Raw genomic sequence first — 16,772 nt, forward strand, 5'->3', positions numbered from 1 at the left:
GCCGGCGATCTTCCTCCGGCTTGTCGAGACGTTCTATCAGAAGAACTTGTAGTTGAACGACAGCGTCCAGGTCGAGCCCGGCGCGTAATACAGGTCGCTGGAATCGTCGAGCACGAAGTAGTTCTTGTTGAGGAGGTTGTCGCCGTTGAACTGCACGGATGCGCGGTCGTTGAAGGCGTAGCGGGCCATCGCGCTGACCAGCGTCACTGACGACTGGCGTAGGATGTTCGGCCCGCTGGCACCGTCGACATACGCCTTCGACGGACCCTGCCAGTTCACACCGCCACCCACGGTGAGCCCGCTCCATGCGTCCGGCAGCGTGTACGAGGTGAACAGGCGAACCAGCGTGCGTGGCAACGAGGGACGCAGCGCACCACCGTCCGGCGATTTCACGTTGAAGTGCGACCAGCCGAGCGTCGCGTTCCAGTCACGCGACAGCACGCCGGATGCCTCGAACTCATAGCCGCGCGACTTCGTACCGTCAACCGACCGGTAGGCCTGGGTGATGCCGTCCGGCAGGTAGACGCCCGGAAGCGCGTCGGCCACATGGTCCTGCCGGGTTTCGAAGAAGACCAGCGAGGTATTCAGTGCACCGTCGAAGTGGCGACCCTTGACGCCCACTTCGCGGCTCGTGCCCAGCACGGGCTCGAGGAAGCTGCCGTCTCCCTTGCGGTTGTTCTGCGGATCGAAGATCTGCGTGTAGCTGACGAACGCGGAGTAAGTCGGCGTGATGTCGTAAATCAAGCCGGCGTACGGGATCGTCTTGCTGGCGGTCTCGTGATATATCCCCGCCGTGCTGTCGTTGGTGTCGTTCTTCCACCTGGCATAGCGGGCACCGATGATCAGCTTCAGGGGGTCGGCCAGCGACAGGCGAGCCGCGGCGTACGCGCCACTCTGCTCAGTCCGGGCGATCGAGACACGGTCCGCGACCGACGAGAAGTCCGGGTACGGGTAGTTGCCCGTCCACTCGAGGAAGTTGCCCACGTCCGGCAGATCGCCATGCGGGTACTCGAAATAGTCGGTACGGTAGTGCGAGTCGGTGACACCCACGACCAGCTCGTGCTCACGGCCAAATGCGCTGAACGGACCGGACGCATAAAGGTCCAGGTTGTTCTGGCTGCCGCGCTGGAAGCTCTTGTACGCGTACGGCGTGATGCCCTCGCCCGTTTCGCGGTTGGGCCAGCCGTAAACGTAGAACAGCGCGGAGTCCGCATCGGTTTTGCGGTGGCTCGCCATCGCGTGCAGCTGCCAGCCATTGTCGAAGCTGTGCTTGAGGTCAATAAAAGCGGTCTGCGTCGTGTTGTTCCAGTGGGTCCAGTCAGCCGCCGGCGAGAAGCTGCGCGGCCACTTGATGAAGCCGCCCGCATCGTCATACACCGGATACGAACCCCAGGTGACGCCCGTGGGACGCGTCTTCTGCCAGTCGTAGCCCACGCTCAGCGTGGTGTTGTCGTCGAGGTCGGCGTCGATGACGCCATAGGCCACGTTCTTCTGGTTGTGGTAGCGGTCGAGGTACGAGTCGCCATCCTCATGCGCGGCGACGAAGCGGCCGCGCACACTGCCCGAGCTATTGAGCGGGACGGAAGCATCCACGGTCTCGCGCTGGGTATTCCAGGAACCGTAGCTCACGCTCACATCGGCTTCGGCCGTGCGGCTGTCCGCATGCTTGCGAACGAAGTTGATGTTGGCCGACGGGCTGCCGGCGCCGCTCAGCAGACCGGTCGCACCGCGTATCACTTCGACACGCTCATAGATCGAGGTGTCCAGCGACGAGTCGGCCGAACTGATGTTCAGGCTGGACGCGATCGGCACGCCGTCGTACGACATGTTCTCGATCTGGAAGCCGCGCGACCAGAACACGACGCGCTCGGAATCGTACGCCGTGGACGAGACACCCGTGGTGTTGTCCAGCACGTCGCGCAGGTTGGTCAGGTTCTGGTCCTTGATCCGCTGCTCGGTGATCACGCTGATCGACTGCGGGGTGTCCTGCAGGGTCAGCGGCAGGCGCGTGGTCGCGCTGGTCTGGTCCGTCGTGTACACCGAGACGGCCTGGCCCTTCACGTTGACCGTGTCCAGGGTGGTCGTCTTCTTGTCCTTGGCGTCCTTGTCGGCGTCCTCAACGGCCGTTTCGGCGTGGACCATCGCGGGCAGCGCCGCGCTGAGGGCAAGGCAAAGCAAAGTCAGCCGCAGCTGGCTCGATGAACGATGAGACATGGCAAAAACCCCAGGCAAGCAAAAACCCATGGAACGGCCGTCTGGCCGTCCCGATTCATGTGACGACTAGGGCTTGCCGCAGGGCTGGCTCATCGTTTCGCGGCGAGATATTAACGCAAATCGAATGCATTCGCATCAGCAAAAACTAAGCTTTCTTTGCAGAAGCTACTTAAGTGCCGGTCCTAAGAAATCCATCATCCGGCTCACCGCGCCTTCCAGCATGGCGCGCGACGCACCGTCACGCGCCATGATCGACATGCCCAGCAGGAAGCCGTAAAGCGCCATAGCGGTTGCGTGGGCGTCCAGCTCCGCGGGAAAGTCGCCTTGTGCGATACCGCGTCTCACGCAGGCGAGCAGCCCCGCCTTATTCCGTTCGCGTGCGGCTTTCACTGGCTTGTCGATGTCGGCGTGCTCCGGCGAGCAGGCGCCCATTGCCCCCAGCGCGATCAAGCAGCCGCGCGGATGGCCACGCTCGGATTGCATGCGCGCTGAGCGACGCAGCGACTGTTCGATGGCCTCACGTGGCGACAGCGATGCGTCCCACAGGCATTCCATGACCTGCCCGTGCGTCGCGAGATACAGCTCGACCGCCTCGTGGAACAGACCCTCCTTCGAACCGAAAGCCGCGTAAAGGCTTGGCGACGATATCCCGCCGCCGATACCTGCTTTCAGGTCGTTCAGCGAGGTGGATTCGTACCCACGCTCCCAGAACAGGTGCATCGCCTGCTTTACCGCGGCGTCGCGATCGAAGCCGCGCGGTCGCCCCATCTGAGCCATCGAAAGGTCCTCCGTTGGATGATTTATATACTACTCGATACAGAAGTCCTTGACCACGAGACCGCCACCGCCTACTTTTGTATCGACTGATACACAACTCGATCAATTCAGGAATTCCGGTGGCAAAGCCTTCAGACCCCAAGCTCCCCATAGCCGCGTTACTCGCCCTCGCGATGACCGGCTTCACCTGCATCGTCACGGAGACCCTTCCCGCCGGGCTGCTGACACAGATCGGCGACGGTCTGGGCATTGATGCTTCCGCGGCCGGACAGACGGTGACGGCCTATGCCGCGGGCTCGTTGATCGCGGCCATTCCCCTGACCGTCGCGACGCAGAACTGGCGGCGGCGCAGCGTGCTCCTCCTGTCGATCGTTGGCTTCCTCGTCTTCAACTCACTTACGGCGTGGTCATCCAGCTTTACGCTGACACTGGTCGCCCGATTCTTCGCCGGTGCCGCGGCCGGTCTTGCATGGAGCCTGCTGGCAGGCTATGCGCGACGCATGGTCACCGTCGCCCAGCAAGGCAAGGCGATGGCACTGGCGATGGTGGGTACCCCGATCGCACTGGCGCTGGGCGTGCCGGTCGGAACGTGGCTGGGGGCCGCCATCGGATGGCGCTGGGCCTTCGGCAGCATGTCAGGCCTGACGCTCGTGCTGATCGCGTGGGTGCTACTGAAGGTCCCTGATTACGCTGGGCAACCAGCCAAGTCATCGCACGCCCTGCGCGCCGTACTACGCATGCCCGGTGTGCGCCCTGTCCTGGGCGTCGTGCTCACCTGGATGCTCGGACACAACATCCTTTACACATACATCGCTCCGTTGGCGACACCTTCCGGCCTGCTGAGAGACCTGGACAAGCTGCTTCTCGTCTTCGGCGTAGCGGCATTGGCAGGCATCTACGCGACCGGTCGTACCGTGGACCGGGGTCTGCGGCCTTCCGTTCTTGGCAGTCTCGCCGTCTTCGCGGCGACATGTCTCGCGCTGGGCTTCGGCATGCGATCGCCCGGTGTGGTATGCGCGGCCGTCGCCGTATGGGGACTGACCTTCGGCGGTGCCGCCACCCTCCTGCAGACCGCCCTCGCCGATGCGGCAGGCGATGCGGCGGATGTCGCCTTGTCGATGAACGTGGTGACCTGGAACAGCGCGATCGCCGGCGGCGGCCTGCTTGGCGGCGTCCTGCTCGATCACTTCGGAGCGGTGTCGTTTCCGTGGGCCACGCTGGTCCTCGCGCTCGCCGCACTGTCTATTGCGTTCGCGGCACGGTCTCACGGCTTCCCGCCAGGGGCGCGGCAGTCATCCGGGCCGGTCATCGCGCACTAAGGGCCGTGGCGGCACGGCGGCCCTGCCCGCCCCGCGCACACCGCACTCATCTGTCACGGTAGCGCTCTCCCCGCTTACCTCCCCACGTACGACTTTCGCGAGCGCGGACCAATCCTCGTTACCGAGACCGGCGGACGCGGCTCGCGAAAGGCTTTCACGCACGACGCTCATCGCGGGGAGCTCGAGTGCAGCGGACTCCGCCGCATCCCGCGCAAGATTGACGTCTTTCAGTCCCAGGGAAAGTTTGAAACCCGGTTCGTACGAGCCGTGGGCGATATTATGTGCATAGCGCTGATAGCTCGGACTGGCGAACATTGTCTGCGTCACCACGCCGAGGAAGACGTCCGCCGATAAGCCGTACGCTTCAGTGAGCGCCGTCGCTTCAGCCATGGACTCGATGGCCTGGGTAATCATCAGATTGCCGGCGATCTTCGCAACATGCGCCATGCGCTGATCCGCACCGAGACGCCACGTGGTTTTACCCATCACGTCGAACAAGGGCTGGGCCGATGCAATCGCTTCTTCCGATCCCGCGGCCAGGATATTGAGCGCTCCGGCAGCTGCCACCGCCGGTACGCCGAAGACAGGCGCGGCGACATAAGCCATCCCGGCTTCGTCATGCAAGGTTTTTAGTTGCTGCACGAGCGCCAGCGAAATCGTCGACATCACGATGTGGATTGTCGACCTTCCAGCACGTGAAATGGCACCGCTCTCGATCAAGACGTCGCGGACCGCACGATCATCGGCAAGCATGCTGATCACCACATCGTGCCCGAACGCGTCCGCCGCTCGCTCGAGCCTTTCAACGCCGTCCAGCGCATCCATCGCTTCCCGCGAACGGTTCCATACGGACACGCGATGTCCGGCTGCCACGAGGCGGGGAACGATCGCGGCGCCCATGCTGCCCAGGCCGATCCACGCCACCCTCATCGGAGCGCCCTAGCGGGGCCGATACGTACACAAATGTTCATGCGAAAATTCATATCGATTACTCCATGGGGCCTGAAATACCATGGTGCGGCCAAATCCATTGCCCAACGACTGACATTCCCGCATGTTGAACTTACATGTTTGTACGGAATCACGCCCTGGAGTGGAACGATGTACGAACTTAACGGATGCGCCCTGCATCGTCACCGGGCGTACGTGTAATACGTACCAACGACGATCAGAAGCATGCCCGCCAGGCTGACGAGTTTCGATGTCGTAGACGTGCGAAAACTACCGGCCCGCGCGCGCTCGTAAACTTCGCCCAGCGGCGTCGCGATCGATGGGCCAGGCGTGAACGCGATGTTCCAGCAGAGCAGCAACATGCCGCACATGGACCAGAGATTCCCGGTCGTCGGGATCATGATGGCAACGAAGATGCTGAGTGATGCGCCAAGCGCTGCACCGAGCCTGCGCTTGCCAACCGACAGACGTTTTGCCAAAACCCGCTCCTTCAGGATGTGCCGTGAGAAGCATGGTGCCATACCCTCCGCCTAGATGTTTTCGTCGCCCGGTGAAAGACGATCGTCGTCGTGGCGAATCCGGGTACACCACTGACCCTCTTCGAGCTGCCGTTCGACATGCAGCCGATGACCTGCAACCTGCTCGCACTCGCACCCATGATGGATACGGCGGAAACCCGATGGATGGTGGGACTGCTGGGAGCGATCGGGAAAGACCTTCAGGATTCAGCCGCGGTGAACGCCTCCACCAGATAATCGATAAACACCCGGACGCGCATCGGGATGCGCCGGCCCGCCGCATAAACGACATGCACGGGTATGCGTGCGGGCTGTAACTCCGGCAGCACCACCTGCACCTCGCCGGAAAGCACTTCCTTTGCCAGCAGCCACATCGGTACCTGGGAGATACCAAGCCCACTGAGCACGCCTGCCCGCACGTGTTCGGCATCGCCTGTGACCAGCGACCCATGCGGCACGTACGCGACGGTTTCCCGTCCTTGTTTCAGGGTCCACGGGCGACGCTCGCGACCACGCGCGAACACGATACAGCTGTGTTTGTCCAAATCGGACAACCGCTGCGGAACACCGTGTTCGGCGAGATACGCTGGGCTCGCCACGATCACGAATTCCGTTTCGGTCAACAGGTCTGGTTGCCGCACTGCGAGCGCTCGGCGGCGTGATCGGGGATCCCCTGTTCCGGACCCGGCTGGGCAAGGAATTCGCCTTCGACCAGATCGACGAGGCCATGGCATACGCCCCGTCCGACGGGAGTAAGGCCGTCCTGGTCGCCTGAACCTGCGAGGTGCCCTCTGGAAAAGGCGACGGCGGCCCCCATCTTGGCCGCCAGGAGCCCCCATGAACACCTCAAAGTACCCCCTCATCCTTTCCGTAGCCCTTGCAGGCCTCGCCTTGCTGGGCGGCTGCCGAAGCCATCCTTCCGGCGAGGATTCGGTTCAACCGCCCTCCAGGCAGGTAGCCGTCGTGGCGGGCCATCACGCGGCCAGGCCGCCGATGCAGGCGAAGGAAGCGATTTCGGCCGGCGATCTGGCCGGCGCCTTTGCCGCGGATCCTGATGTCGCCGCGAAGCACTTCGCTCATCGACAGCTGGAAATCACGGGTGACGTTCGTAGCGTCGACGCCGACGGTCCGGGTGTTCCGGTATTGACGCTGGCAAGTGGCGGCAGCGCGACCGATCCCAGAATGGTTCTCGGCGCCGACGCGTGGTCGGGCGTTTCGATGCTGAAAGCCGGCACGGCGGTCCGCGTGCTGTGCTCCAGCGTGACGTTCGCCAGCGGCCGCGCTACCGCGGGGGCGTGCACGCTGCTCTGACCGGTTGAGGCGGCGGGATGGCTCCCGGCGGAGATAAACTCCACCGATGACCATTCGCCACCTCGTCGTCGTACTCGGTGACCAGCTCAACCGGAACTCCTCCGCCTTCGATGACTTCGATCCGGCGACCGATCTCGTCTGGATAGCCGAGCGACGCGGCGAATCCGAACACGTGTGGTCGCACAAGGCGCGGAGTGCCCTGTTCATCGCTGCCATGCGGCACTTTGCAGCCGAACTTCAGCGAGAAGGGTTTCCGCTGCGTTACGCGAAGCTCAACGACGCCGGCCCCGACGACCTCACCGCGCTGTTGCAAGAAACCCTCCAGCACCTCAAGCCCGAACGCCTGATCGTCATCCGTCCCGGCGAACACCGCCTGCGTACAGGCATCCAGTCAGTGGCCGCCGCATGCGGCGTGCAATACGTCGAGCGGCCCGATCGCCACTTCCTCGTCTCGGTCGATGACTTTGCCCAATGGGCCAAAGGCAAGACCGAACTGCGCATGGAGAACTTTTACCGCTGGATGCGCCAGCGGCATGACATCCTGCTCGAGAACGGAAAGCCCGTCGGCGGCAAGTGGAACTACGACGCCGACAACCGGGGCAGCTTCGGTCGGCAAGGACCCGGTTGGGTCCCACGCCCGAGGGCGTTCAAACCGGATGCCATCACCCAGAGCGCCCTCGACGATATCGAGGCCACGCTGCCGGACCATCCCGGTGAACTCGACCGGTTCGACTGGCCGGTCACCCGCGAGCAGGCACTGGAGGCACTCACCGACTTTCTCGACCACCGCCTGCCCGCCTTCGGCCACTGGCAGGATGCGATGTGGACCGGCGAGCCGTGGCTTTACCATGCACGTCTGTCGACCTCGATGAATCTGCGCCTGCTGTCGCCCGCCGAGGTGATCGACGCCGCCCTCGGCCGTTACCATCGCGGCGAGGTCAGTCTTTCGTCGATCGAAGGCTTCGTGCGGCAAATCCTGGGCTGGCGTGAATACGTGCGTGGCGTCTACTGGCTATCGCCGGAGCGCCTGCTGGCCTCCAACGCGTTGCGCGCCGACGCACCGCTGCCAGCCTTTTACTGGACCGGTGACACCGACATGCACTGCATGAGGGAAACGATCACCCAGACGCTGCAGACCGGTTACGCCCACCATATCCAGCGTCTCATGGTCACCGGCAACTTCGCGCTCCTGTTCGGCGTCGCGCCGGCACAGATCCACGAGTGGTACCTCGCGATCTATGTCGACGCCGTCGAATGGGTGGAAGCACCCAACACACTGGGCATGAGCCAGTTCGCCGATGGCGGCCGCATGGTATCCAAGCCGTACGCGGCATCGGGCCGCTACATCGAGCGCATGAGCAACTACTGCACGGATTGCCGCTTCAAGCCGGGCGAAGCGGTCGGCGATAACGCCTGCCCGTTCACGACGCTCTACTGGGATTTCCTCGACCGCCACCGGGCGCGATTCTGGAATCATCCACGCGCGGCTCTGCAGTGGCGCTCGCCCGAACGACTGAGCGAAGATCAGCGCGAAGCCATCAGGTCCCGTGCGCGGCAACTGCGGATCGAGTACTCCCCAGAATCGCGCTGACCGCCGAACTCAGCGCACTCAGGCTGAAAGGCTTGGTGATGAGCGTCATGCCGACATCGAGGTACTCCCCCTGCGTCGCGGTGGTCGCCGCGTAGCCTGTCATGAACAGCACAGGCAATTCAGGCCTCGACTGGCGGGCGATCTCGGCAAGCTGGCGGCCGTTCAGTCCAGGCAGCCCCACATCGGTGACCAGCAGGTCCAGAGGACGTGCGGAGGCAAGCAGGGGAAGCGCGGCATCCGCGGACTCCACGGCCTCCACGTCGTAACCCAGCTGTTCCAGCAGCTCGGTGACGAGTGAGCGTACCTGCATATCGTCTTCCACGACGAGGATGCGCTGACCGCCACCTTGCAACACGACAGCGCGACCCTGCTCGGGTGCAACCTCGGTCCCGGTCGCCATCGGCAGATAAAGCCGTACCGTCGTACCCTGCCGCAAGGCGGAGGTAATGCGGACATGTCCATGCGACTGCCGGACAAAGCCGTAGATCATCGACATGCCCAACCCCGTGCCCTGTCCGATCGGCTTGGTCGTGAAGAACGGTTCGAATACCTTGTCCAGCGTGCCCGCGTCCATGCCGGTGCCGGTATCGGTGACGGACATGACCACGTACACCGTGTCGTCCGACGTGTCGGGAAGCGTTTCGACCGTCGTCCTGACGCACAGCGAACCACCCTCGGGCATCGCGTCCCGCGCATTGATCGCCAGATTGAGCAGCGCACTCTCGAGCTGGTTGTGGTCGACCATCGCATGCGGCACATGCCCCAGGTCGATATGCAGCTGCACGCGCTCGCCGAGCGTCCGCGTCAGCAGATCTTCCATCGAGCGCACCAGGACTTCCACATCGACCGGGCGCGGGTCCAGTGACTGACGGCGGGAAAACGCCAGCAGCCGCTGCGTGAGCCCCGCGGCCCGCTGGGCCGATGTCGAGGCGATATCCAGAAAACGATCGAGGCCCTCGTAGCGCTTCGCATCCAGGCGCATGCGCATCAGCTCCATCGCGGCCAGGATGCCGGTGAGCATATTGTTGAAGTCATGCGCGATGCCTCCAGTCAACTGGCCGACCGCCTCCATCTTCTGCGCCTGCCGCAAGGCTTCCTCGCTGCTTTCGCGCGCGGCCATTTCGGCTTTCAGCTCGGCCGTGCGCTCCGCGACCCGCGACTCGAGCAGAGCCGCCTGCTGCTGCGTCGCTTCGAGTGCGACCTTGCGCACCGTGACATCGGTGGCGAAGATGTGGAATCCGTCGACACGGCCATCGGCATCGAACCGAGGCAGATAACGGATTTCGGCGTCGCGCCGGCGACCGTCACGGCGCGGCCAGTTGACCTCCATGCGCACGGGACGTCCATGCAGCGCACGGTCGATCGCTTCGCCTCGCTCAGCCCACGTCAAGGGTCCCAGTACATCCGGCATGCGCCGACCGAGGATCTCCTTCACGGGCACGCCGAACCATTCCTCGTAAGCGAGGTTGGCAAAACGGTAAACCAGGTTCGTATCGACGAACCCGATCAATACGGGGATCGAATCGGCAATCAGGCGCAGCTCCGCTTCGCTCTCGGCTTGCAGCGCCTGGCTTTCCTCGAGCCGCACCATCTGGTCGCGAATGATGAACTGCTTATGCCGCGCGCGCAGCGCCGAGGTGACGGCGCTGACCAGCGAAGCGGCGCTCAGCGGGCGCTCGAGCTCGACGACGTTCAGGGCTTCGTCCGGCAGCGCCGCACGCTTACCGGGACCTGCGGAACGCGGCGCACGAAGCAGCACGAAGGGAATGTCGGACCACGATTCCTGATGGCGCAGTGCCGAGACGAGCGCCGCCGGGTCACCGGCGATCGCTTCCTCCGTGAGCAGCACAGCGCCCACCGAGTCGTCGAGGCGCTGCGCGAGGTCTTCGAGCGAGGAGGCAATCGCCGATCGATAGCCGTTCTCGCCGATGATGGACGCCAGGCTCTCCGCGTCGCGTCCGTAAGGCGCCAGCAGCAGGACCGTCTTACTGAACGGCACTGAGCTCATCCAGCAAGGGCGCCGGGCTTCCCAGGAATTCGGGCGTACCCGTGAGCACGCCACGGAAATCGGACAGCGGCGCGCTCAGACGCAAACCCTGACTGTCGATGCGCAATTCGCGAATGGTGTCTTCGTGCGCGCCGCTGCGGTTCTTGATGACCGACAACGCCTTGCGAATACGCCCCTGGGCTTCGAAGAAACGGAACAGGATGACCGTGTCCGCCATGTAGCTGACGTTGAGGTTACCCGTCGACATCGTGCCGACCAGACCGTGCTGGGGGTTGATCAGCAAGGTCAGTACGCCTGCCTGGTTGAGGAAGGAAAGCAGTTCATGCATCTGCAGCATCAGCTGCTTTTCCTGCGGCATCGATGCGAGGTATCCGTTGAGGCTGTCGATGACCAGAACCCGGCAATTCTTGTCCTGCACGGATTCGCGGACACTCCAGGCAAACTCACCGGGTGAGATTTCCGCGGGGTCCATCTGGCGCAGCTCGAGCAGACCGCTTTCGATATGCGGCCGCAGGTCGAAGCCGAGCGCGTCGGCCCGGGTCAGCAACGTCCCGGTACGCTCGTCGAATTCGAAAATGCAGCAATGCTCACCGCGCTGGCAGGCGGCGGCGACGAACTGCAGGGCGACGTTGGTTTTCCCCGACCCTGCGGGCCCCGTCAGCAGCGTGCTGGTACCTCGCAGCGGGCCGCCTCCCAGCAGATCGTCGAGTTCGGCGATATCGCTGGGCACCGCGTCGCCGACAAAAGGCCTGTGATGATCCGAAGCAACCAGCCTCGGATAAACGCGCATGCCACCCGTCTCGATCGACAGATCGTGGTAACCCGCGATGAAATCCACACCGCGCAGCTTCTGCACCTGCATGCGTCGACGCGCCGCGCCGAAATCGAGGGTCAGGCGCTCCAGCGAAAGCACGCCGTGGCAAAGGCTGTGCAGGTGCGCATCACGCTCGCCGCCCTCACCGGTCAGGTCGTCGACCAGGATCACGGTGATGTTGCGTGGCGCGAAAAACTGCTTGAGCGACAGCACCTGACGACGGTAACGCAGCGCATCCTGGGCCAGCAGGCGAAGTTCGGACAGCGAATCGAAGACGATGCGGCTCGGGTTGAAGCGTTCGACCTCCGCCTGGATCAGTCGGACCGTGCCGTCGAGCTCCATCTCCCACGGGTGCAGGATCGATTGCTGACGACCGTCGCCCAGAACGGCCTCGGCGGAGGCCAGTTCGAAAAGGTCGATCCCATCCAGCGACCAGCCGTGCGAGGCCGCCACTTCGGTCAGTTCGTCCGTGGTTTCCGAGAGGGTGACATAAAGACAGCGCTCGCCGTTCCGCACGCCCTCGCGGAGAAACTGCAGGGCAAGGGTCGTCTTGCCAGAGCCCGGCTGGCCTTCCAGCAGGTAGACGCGGTCGACGGGCAACCCGCCCTTGAGGATCGTGTCCAGCCCGGCGGTACCGGTCGTCATACGGGGAAGAGGCATGGGGGAACCAGGTCGGGACGGACGGGGGTCCGCAGCCTGGGCGGCGCACCTGTTCAGAGGCCATGGTAACCGAATTCCCCACTTTCTCGACGGCAAATGCGGCAGCCGAATAATCGACACGTCTTCACATTTGTGTGCGATCGACCGAACCGATGGTGAAGACGTTTTCGCGTCGCGCTAACCGCGGCGCGCGACCGATCCTGCGACTCCAGCGGTGGCCAGGTCATCGAAGACAACCTCTCGCTCGGGCCAGCGCAGGGCGCCGAGTCGCGTCTGGAAGTCCGTGCCCCGCAGCCGCTCCTGAAACCGCCGACCGACCGAATAGTCTATGCAGTAGACGTTCTTTCGCGCTCCCAACGGTTCGTCAAAGGAGGCGCCGCCGAAGAGGTCCGGACCACCCTTGCCGAACGCGGCGCGATCGACCGGATACGGCCAGCGCCAGTAGTGACCGATCACGACCGGCACATCGTCGGCGTATTCGTTCCACCAGGCGACGCGCTCGACCATGCGCCATTTTCCGCTGCTGTAAAACGGCGCGGTACCGACACGCTCGACTCCGGAGGTCAGCACCCGGATGGGGTTGGCCATCTGGCGCGTCTCGTCCATGACCGCCGTGTCGGGCAACATGGGCATCAGGGCGTTCGGATCATGCATGAGTTCGCCGAACGCCAACCGCTCGTCACGGGCACCGACGAATGCACCGTCGGCTTCCAGTTTCGCTTCGAGTTCCTCTTCCCACTGGTCGAACATGGCGGTGGTGCCAGTCACGGAAGCCGCCCGCACCCTCCCGACCGAGTCCGCGTGCCAGCAGGCGTGCACCACGCGAAGACCCGGTCCCTCGAGGGCCAGCGGCAGCGCTTCCAGGAAAGCGAGATACCGTGAACGCATGGTCGGGTCGACAGCCGCGGACGTGTGAAACTTCCCCTCCGCACGATCGTGGTCGTGCTCGAAGAACCATCCGTTGCCCTCTCTGATGGCGCCGCAGAGAATGTTCAGTTCGTGGTTGCCGAGCACGCACTGCGCGTGTCCGCTCTCCACCAGCCCGCTGACCAGGTCGAGCACGGCGGGACTGTCGGGACCGCGGTCGCAGAGGTCACCGACAAAGACCAGCCGACGCCCCTCGGGGTGCGTGCCGTCCGGACCATAGCCAAGCCGGTACAGCAGATCCCTCAGCGCGTCGATCTCACCGTGGACGTCGCCGATCAGGTCAAGCGGGCCGTCGAAAAGTGCTGCGATGCGCGTCATGGCCGCTCCCTGCCCGTCTGTCAAACGACGAGTTTACCGGCAGTGGCCGCTCAGATGGTGGGCTGCTTACGCAGTCTGTCGGGGCCTTGTCCGCTGTCGAACCGGTGCCGCATCGTGATCAGTTGCATCAGCTGGAGCGCCCGCTCGAAATCGGGCTTCGCCGCGAGTGCGGCTTCCGCATCGGATTCGGCGCCTTTCACATCATTCATCGACAGGCGGGCGAGGCCGCGCTCGGTCCGGCTCGCTACTTCGGAGGCGGGTGACATGCGAAGCACCTCGGTAGCGTAGATCGCGGCATCCGCCGGGCCGCCGGCGCGTGCGCGACGTTGTGCGATCTGTCGCATGACGGGCAGGCTCGGACCGATCTGGTTCATGGCCTCCAGGTCGGCGGTGCTCCATGCGCATTCGTCGCCGCACGAGCGTCGCGTCCATTCGATCTGGCTCACGATGAGGATCAGCAACGGATTGCTCGCGCCGGCCGCCCGCGCCCGTTCCTGCTCGGCGACGAGATCGGCGTCCGATCCCACCCATTTACGCTGAAGAAGCCTGGCTGCTTCCTCATGCAACATGAAATTGTCGGGATGTTCGTGCAGAGCCTTTTCGAGGCGCTCCCTCGCTTCCAGCCGTTCGCCCTCGCGCGCTTCGACCCAGAGCATGCCGTACGTGGCTGGCGTCAGATGGGGGACAGCGATGAGGGCTCGCTGCAGGTCTTCAGCGCCTCTCGCGTCAAGCTGTGCCATCCGCGCAAACCGCTCGTCCGAGGTGTCCTGGCTGAAGGCGCCCCCGCGCGCCTCACCGGCCGCGGCTACATGCTGCAGACCGCTGGCAACGTGCGCCCAGACGTTATCGGGCGAACGCGCGAGCCAGGCGTCGGCAAGATCGCGCGCTTCCTTGCACGCGCACGAGAAGGTACGCAGGAAAGCCTCGTCCAGCTTCCACGAGGTCTCGATGCGAGCCTGATCTCTCAGCAAACCGTCGAAATATCGCTCCAGAGCCTTGGAGCCCTTCGCATCGAAGACCTGCTGAAGTTGCCCGAGCGACATCAAGGGGTCGAACTGGAAGTGGCACAGCAAGTCGACTTCCCGGTGATCCCAGTGCACGTCCCGCGGATCCGGGTAATGCAGGCAGCGGGCAAGACGATCGGGATCGGCATCGAAGCGCGCCATGTCCTCGATGACCGCTTTCTCGGCGTCGGTCGTATGGTGCAGTAACCCGCCTGGACGGGTAGCGGCGGCGCCCGCCGAACTGCTTTGACGCGCAGGACCGTCCTGCGCAAGCGCAGTTGCCGACAGCACGCAGACGAACGCGATAAATACACGCTTATGCCAGTACATCCCTGTTCCCTTCCCCTGGTGAACCCCTAGTCTATCCATAGGCGGCCGTCTTACAACCCTGGGTGACGTGCGAAGGCTCATTTGTCTTCGCTATCGCCCCCATAGCAAGTAACGATTGGATTGGAACGCGCTTGCCGCGCACGCTCTACGCTCACAGAAGCAACCGGGGGCGAACGCCCCAAGTCGAAAACACCATGAACACTACCGCCCTCACCCGCACGCCGTCCCGTGCGCTCCCCCTGGCCGCACTGGTTCTTGCCGCTGGCCTCCTTGTCGTCGCGCCGCAGGTCCGCAAGGCATCGCAGCAGGTGGCTCCCGCAAATGAGGACACGGCGCCTGCCGTGTATGTGGCGAACGGGGCAAATACCTTGCTCCCGTACGGAGCCGTCGGACACGACGTGCACGCAGCGCCGCAGACGGTGCTTCCCTACGGCGCGGTGAGCCACGAAGCGATGTCCTCCGCGGAGACCGTTCTGCCCTACGGCGCGATGACCTCGGCATCCCTGCGCGATGCCATCACGCCTTACGGCCTGCTCAGCCGCCACGCGGCTCCGTGACCGGGCCGCAAGGCGCCTGAAATCAGATCGCCGACGTCCCGCCGTCGACGAAGAGCTGAACCCCGTTGACGTAGGTCGAATCGTCCGATGCCAGGAAGAGAGCCGCTTTCGCGATCTCTTCCGACGTGCCCATCTGGCCCCGCGGGATCATCGACTCGAACTGACGGATCGTCGCTTCATCGAACAGCTTTTCCTGGATCGGTGTGCGCACCTGTCCGGGATGCAGCACGTTGACCCGGATCCGGCGGTCCTTGAGCTCATTCAGCCATGTGCGCGCAAACGCGTGCAACGCGGCCTTGCTCGCCGAATACACGCCGAACGACGGGAATCCTTTGACCACGACCATCGATCCGTTCAGCACGATCGATGCGCCCTCGGTCAGCAACGGAAGAGCCTTCTGCACGGTGAAAAGCGTGCCGCGCGTATTCAGGCCGAAGACGTTGTCGAAATGTTCTTCGGTGATGTCACCGAGCATGGCCGATTCGCCCGTGCCGGCGCTGGCGAAAATGATGTCGACCTTGCCCTTCTCGCGCTTCACCGTGTCGTAAAGGCGATCCAGATCGTCCAGATTGGCCGCATCGCCCTGCACGCCGGTCACATTGCGACCGATCAGCTTCACGGCCTCATCGAGCGTCGCTTTGGTGCGCCCGGTGATGAACACATACGCCCCTTCTTCCACGAACCGTTGCGCGGTGGCCAGCGCCATACCGCTGCTGCCACCCGTGATGACCGCGACCTTACCGTCCAGCTTACCCATGGCCTTTCCTCTTGAGTTATATTTAATGGAGCAGTGCTCCGATTCAATATATGGAGCACCGCTCCACTTGTCAATGGAAGCCCATGCGAGCCGACGCGAAGAAAAATTACGATCAGGTACTGGCCGTCGCCGCCGAGGTCGTCGCCGAACAGGGCGCGGATGCGTCACTCCGCGATATCGCGCGGCGGGCGGAGGTCGGTCTCGGGACGCTGTACCGCCATTTCCCCACACGCGAGGCATTACTCGAAGTCTTGTTGCGCACCACCATGGACGAGCTGACACGGAAGGCGACCGACATCGAAGCCACCTGCGCTCCCGACGAAGCGCTGTTGACGTGGTCACGGCTGGCGGTCGCGTTCACCCACACCTTCCGCGGCGTCGTCGACCTGATGGCTACCGCGATGGACGATGAAAACTCCGCGCTACATGCCTCGTGCACGAAGGTTCGCGCGGACGGTGCCCGACTGTTGCTGCGTGCCCAGGACGCGGGACTGGCCCGCAAGGACATCGACGGGGCGGATCTGCTGTCACTCATCGCGGCGCTGGGTTGGCTCAATGACCAGCCCTCGTTTGCCCCGAGAGCGGCGCATTTGTTCGACGTCATTGCCGATGCCCTGCTGACCGCGAGGCCTCGCTCGCCGTAACGCCGAGGCCGCTGACACGAACCCTTTTGGGCGCCGTGCGTGATAAGTTTTTGCATCTCCTTGCAAGGACCG

At 63.8% G+C, this 16,772-nt stretch carries 15 protein-coding genes; 5 read left to right on the forward strand and 10 right to left on the reverse strand.

Annotated elements, in window-relative coordinates:
* Nucleotides 1-36: 36 nt before the first annotated feature.
* Entirely contained in the window at nucleotides 37-2,214 is a 2,178-nt protein-coding gene (locus tag FA85_RS01095) for a TonB-dependent siderophore receptor (protein ID WP_036112824.1), read from the reverse strand.
* 165 nt (nucleotides 2,215-2,379) lie between these two features.
* Complete coding sequence (locus FA85_RS01100; protein ID WP_036112823.1) at nucleotides 2,380-2,991, reverse strand: TetR/AcrR family transcriptional regulator; 612 nt, start codon at nucleotides 2,989-2,991, stop codon at nucleotides 2,380-2,382.
* Between the two features lie 119 nt (nucleotides 2,992-3,110).
* Here FA85_RS01100 and FA85_RS01105 point away from each other — a divergent pair, with 119 nt between their 5' ends.
* Nucleotides 3,111-4,310, forward strand: a complete 1,200-nt coding sequence (locus tag FA85_RS01105) for an MFS transporter (protein ID WP_255349720.1) — start codon at nucleotides 3,111-3,113, stop codon at nucleotides 4,308-4,310.
* Here the strand turns inward: FA85_RS01105 and FA85_RS01110 are convergent.
* From FA85_RS01110 to FA85_RS01125, 3 genes are all read right to left on the reverse strand, one after another.
* Nucleotides 4,284-5,240, reverse strand: coding sequence for an NAD(P)-dependent oxidoreductase (locus tag FA85_RS01110; protein ID WP_081907458.1), 957 nt, complete (start codon nucleotides 5,238-5,240; stop codon nucleotides 4,284-4,286). The genes FA85_RS01105 and FA85_RS01110 overlap by 27 nt on opposite strands.
* 203 nt (nucleotides 5,241-5,443) lie before the next feature.
* A complete protein-coding gene (locus FA85_RS01115) occupies nucleotides 5,444-5,740 on the reverse strand; it encodes a hypothetical protein (RefSeq protein WP_036112821.1) in 297 nt (98 codons plus the stop codon).
* A 239-nt stretch (nucleotides 5,741-5,979) separates the two neighbouring features.
* Nucleotides 5,980-6,402 (reverse strand): substrate binding domain-containing protein, encoded by a 423-nt coding sequence (locus FA85_RS01125; RefSeq protein ID WP_051943604.1) that lies wholly within the window; start codon nucleotides 6,400-6,402, stop codon nucleotides 5,980-5,982.
* Between the two features lie 214 nt (nucleotides 6,403-6,616).
* Here FA85_RS01125 and FA85_RS01130 point away from each other — a divergent pair, with 214 nt between their 5' ends.
* Together FA85_RS01130 and FA85_RS01135 are read left to right on the forward strand one after the other, a co-directional pair.
* Nucleotides 6,617-7,090: a hypothetical protein gene (locus FA85_RS01130; protein ID WP_156108721.1), complete on the forward strand. Its 474-nt coding sequence runs from the start codon at nucleotides 6,617-6,619 to the stop codon at nucleotides 7,088-7,090.
* Between the two features lie 46 nt (nucleotides 7,091-7,136).
* A complete protein-coding gene (locus FA85_RS01135; RefSeq protein WP_036112816.1) occupies nucleotides 7,137-8,681 on the forward strand; it encodes a cryptochrome/photolyase family protein in 1,545 nt (514 codons plus the stop codon).
* Here the strand turns inward: FA85_RS01135 and FA85_RS01140 are convergent.
* From FA85_RS01140 to FA85_RS01155, 4 genes are all read right to left on the reverse strand, one after another.
* Nucleotides 8,629-10,689, reverse strand: coding sequence for a hybrid sensor histidine kinase/response regulator (locus FA85_RS01140; RefSeq protein WP_036112813.1), 2,061 nt, complete (start codon nucleotides 10,687-10,689; stop codon nucleotides 8,629-8,631). The two genes, FA85_RS01135 and FA85_RS01140, sit on opposite strands and share 53 nt — an antisense overlap.
* Nucleotides 10,667-12,163 (reverse strand): ATPase domain-containing protein, encoded by a 1,497-nt coding sequence (locus FA85_RS01145; protein WP_036112810.1) that lies wholly within the window; start codon nucleotides 12,161-12,163, stop codon nucleotides 10,667-10,669. Before FA85_RS01145 ends, FA85_RS01140 begins: the two co-directional genes overlap by 23 nt.
* A 177-nt stretch (nucleotides 12,164-12,340) precedes the next feature.
* Nucleotides 12,341-13,408, reverse strand: coding sequence for a metallophosphoesterase (locus FA85_RS01150; protein ID WP_051943602.1), 1,068 nt, complete (start codon nucleotides 13,406-13,408; stop codon nucleotides 12,341-12,343).
* Between the two features lie 50 nt (nucleotides 13,409-13,458).
* The gene (locus FA85_RS01155; protein ID WP_036112809.1) at nucleotides 13,459-14,742 is read right to left on the reverse strand and encodes a tetratricopeptide repeat protein; all 1,284 of its coding nucleotides are present in this window, start codon (nucleotides 14,740-14,742) and stop codon (nucleotides 13,459-13,461) included.
* Between the two features lie 194 nt (nucleotides 14,743-14,936).
* Between FA85_RS01155 and FA85_RS01160 the strand changes: the two genes are divergently transcribed.
* Nucleotides 14,937-15,299: a hypothetical protein gene (locus FA85_RS01160; protein ID WP_036112806.1), complete on the forward strand. Its 363-nt coding sequence runs from the start codon at nucleotides 14,937-14,939 to the stop codon at nucleotides 15,297-15,299.
* A 22-nt stretch (nucleotides 15,300-15,321) separates the two neighbouring features.
* Here FA85_RS01160 and FA85_RS01165 read toward each other — a convergent pair whose 3' ends face one another.
* Complete coding sequence (locus FA85_RS01165) at nucleotides 15,322-16,056, reverse strand: SDR family NAD(P)-dependent oxidoreductase (protein ID WP_036112804.1); 735 nt, start codon at nucleotides 16,054-16,056, stop codon at nucleotides 15,322-15,324.
* Nucleotides 16,057-16,139: 83 nt separating this feature from the next.
* Here FA85_RS01165 and FA85_RS01170 point away from each other — a divergent pair, with 83 nt between their 5' ends.
* Complete coding sequence (locus FA85_RS01170) at nucleotides 16,140-16,700, forward strand: TetR/AcrR family transcriptional regulator (RefSeq protein WP_036112802.1); 561 nt, start codon at nucleotides 16,140-16,142, stop codon at nucleotides 16,698-16,700.
* The last annotated feature ends 72 nt before the right edge of the window (nucleotides 16,701-16,772 follow it).

Source organism: Luteibacter mycovicinus (assembly GCF_000745235.1).
Taxonomy (GTDB): domain Bacteria; phylum Pseudomonadota; class Gammaproteobacteria; order Xanthomonadales; family Rhodanobacteraceae; genus Luteibacter; species Luteibacter mycovicinus.

Excerpts from the sequence above, each read along its gene's own strand:
- FA85_RS01095 (WP_036112824.1), bottom strand. The coding sequence starts at position 2,214 with ATGTCTCATCGTTCATCGAGCCAGCTGCGGCTGACTTTGCTTTGCCTT.
- FA85_RS01100 (WP_036112823.1), bottom strand. The coding sequence starts at position 2,991 with ATGGCTCAGATGGGGCGACCGCGCGGCTTCGATCGCGACGCCGCGGTA.
- FA85_RS01110 (WP_081907458.1), bottom strand. The coding sequence starts at position 5,240 with ATGAGGGTGGCGTGGATCGGCCTGGGCAGCATGGGCGCCGCGATCGTT.
- FA85_RS01130 (WP_156108721.1), top strand. The coding sequence starts at position 6,617 with ATGAACACCTCAAAGTACCCCCTCATCCTTTCCGTAGCCCTTGCAGGC.
- FA85_RS01135 (WP_036112816.1), top strand. The coding sequence starts at position 7,137 with ATGACCATTCGCCACCTCGTCGTCGTACTCGGTGACCAGCTCAACCGG.
- FA85_RS01140 (WP_036112813.1), bottom strand. The coding sequence starts at position 10,689 with ATGAGCTCAGTGCCGTTCAGTAAGACGGTCCTGCTGCTGGCGCCTTAC.
- FA85_RS01145 (WP_036112810.1), bottom strand. The coding sequence starts at position 12,163 with ATGCCTCTTCCCCGTATGACGACCGGTACCGCCGGGCTGGACACGATC.
- FA85_RS01150 (WP_051943602.1), bottom strand. The coding sequence starts at position 13,408 with ATGACGCGCATCGCAGCACTTTTCGACGGCCCGCTTGACCTGATCGGC.
- FA85_RS01155 (WP_036112809.1), bottom strand. The coding sequence starts at position 14,742 with ATGTACTGGCATAAGCGTGTATTTATCGCGTTCGTCTGCGTGCTGTCG.
- FA85_RS01160 (WP_036112806.1), top strand. The coding sequence starts at position 14,937 with ATGAACACTACCGCCCTCACCCGCACGCCGTCCCGTGCGCTCCCCCTG.
- FA85_RS01165 (WP_036112804.1), bottom strand. The coding sequence starts at position 16,056 with ATGGGTAAGCTGGACGGTAAGGTCGCGGTCATCACGGGTGGCAGCAGC.
- FA85_RS01170 (WP_036112802.1), top strand. The coding sequence starts at position 16,140 with ATGCGAGCCGACGCGAAGAAAAATTACGATCAGGTACTGGCCGTCGCC.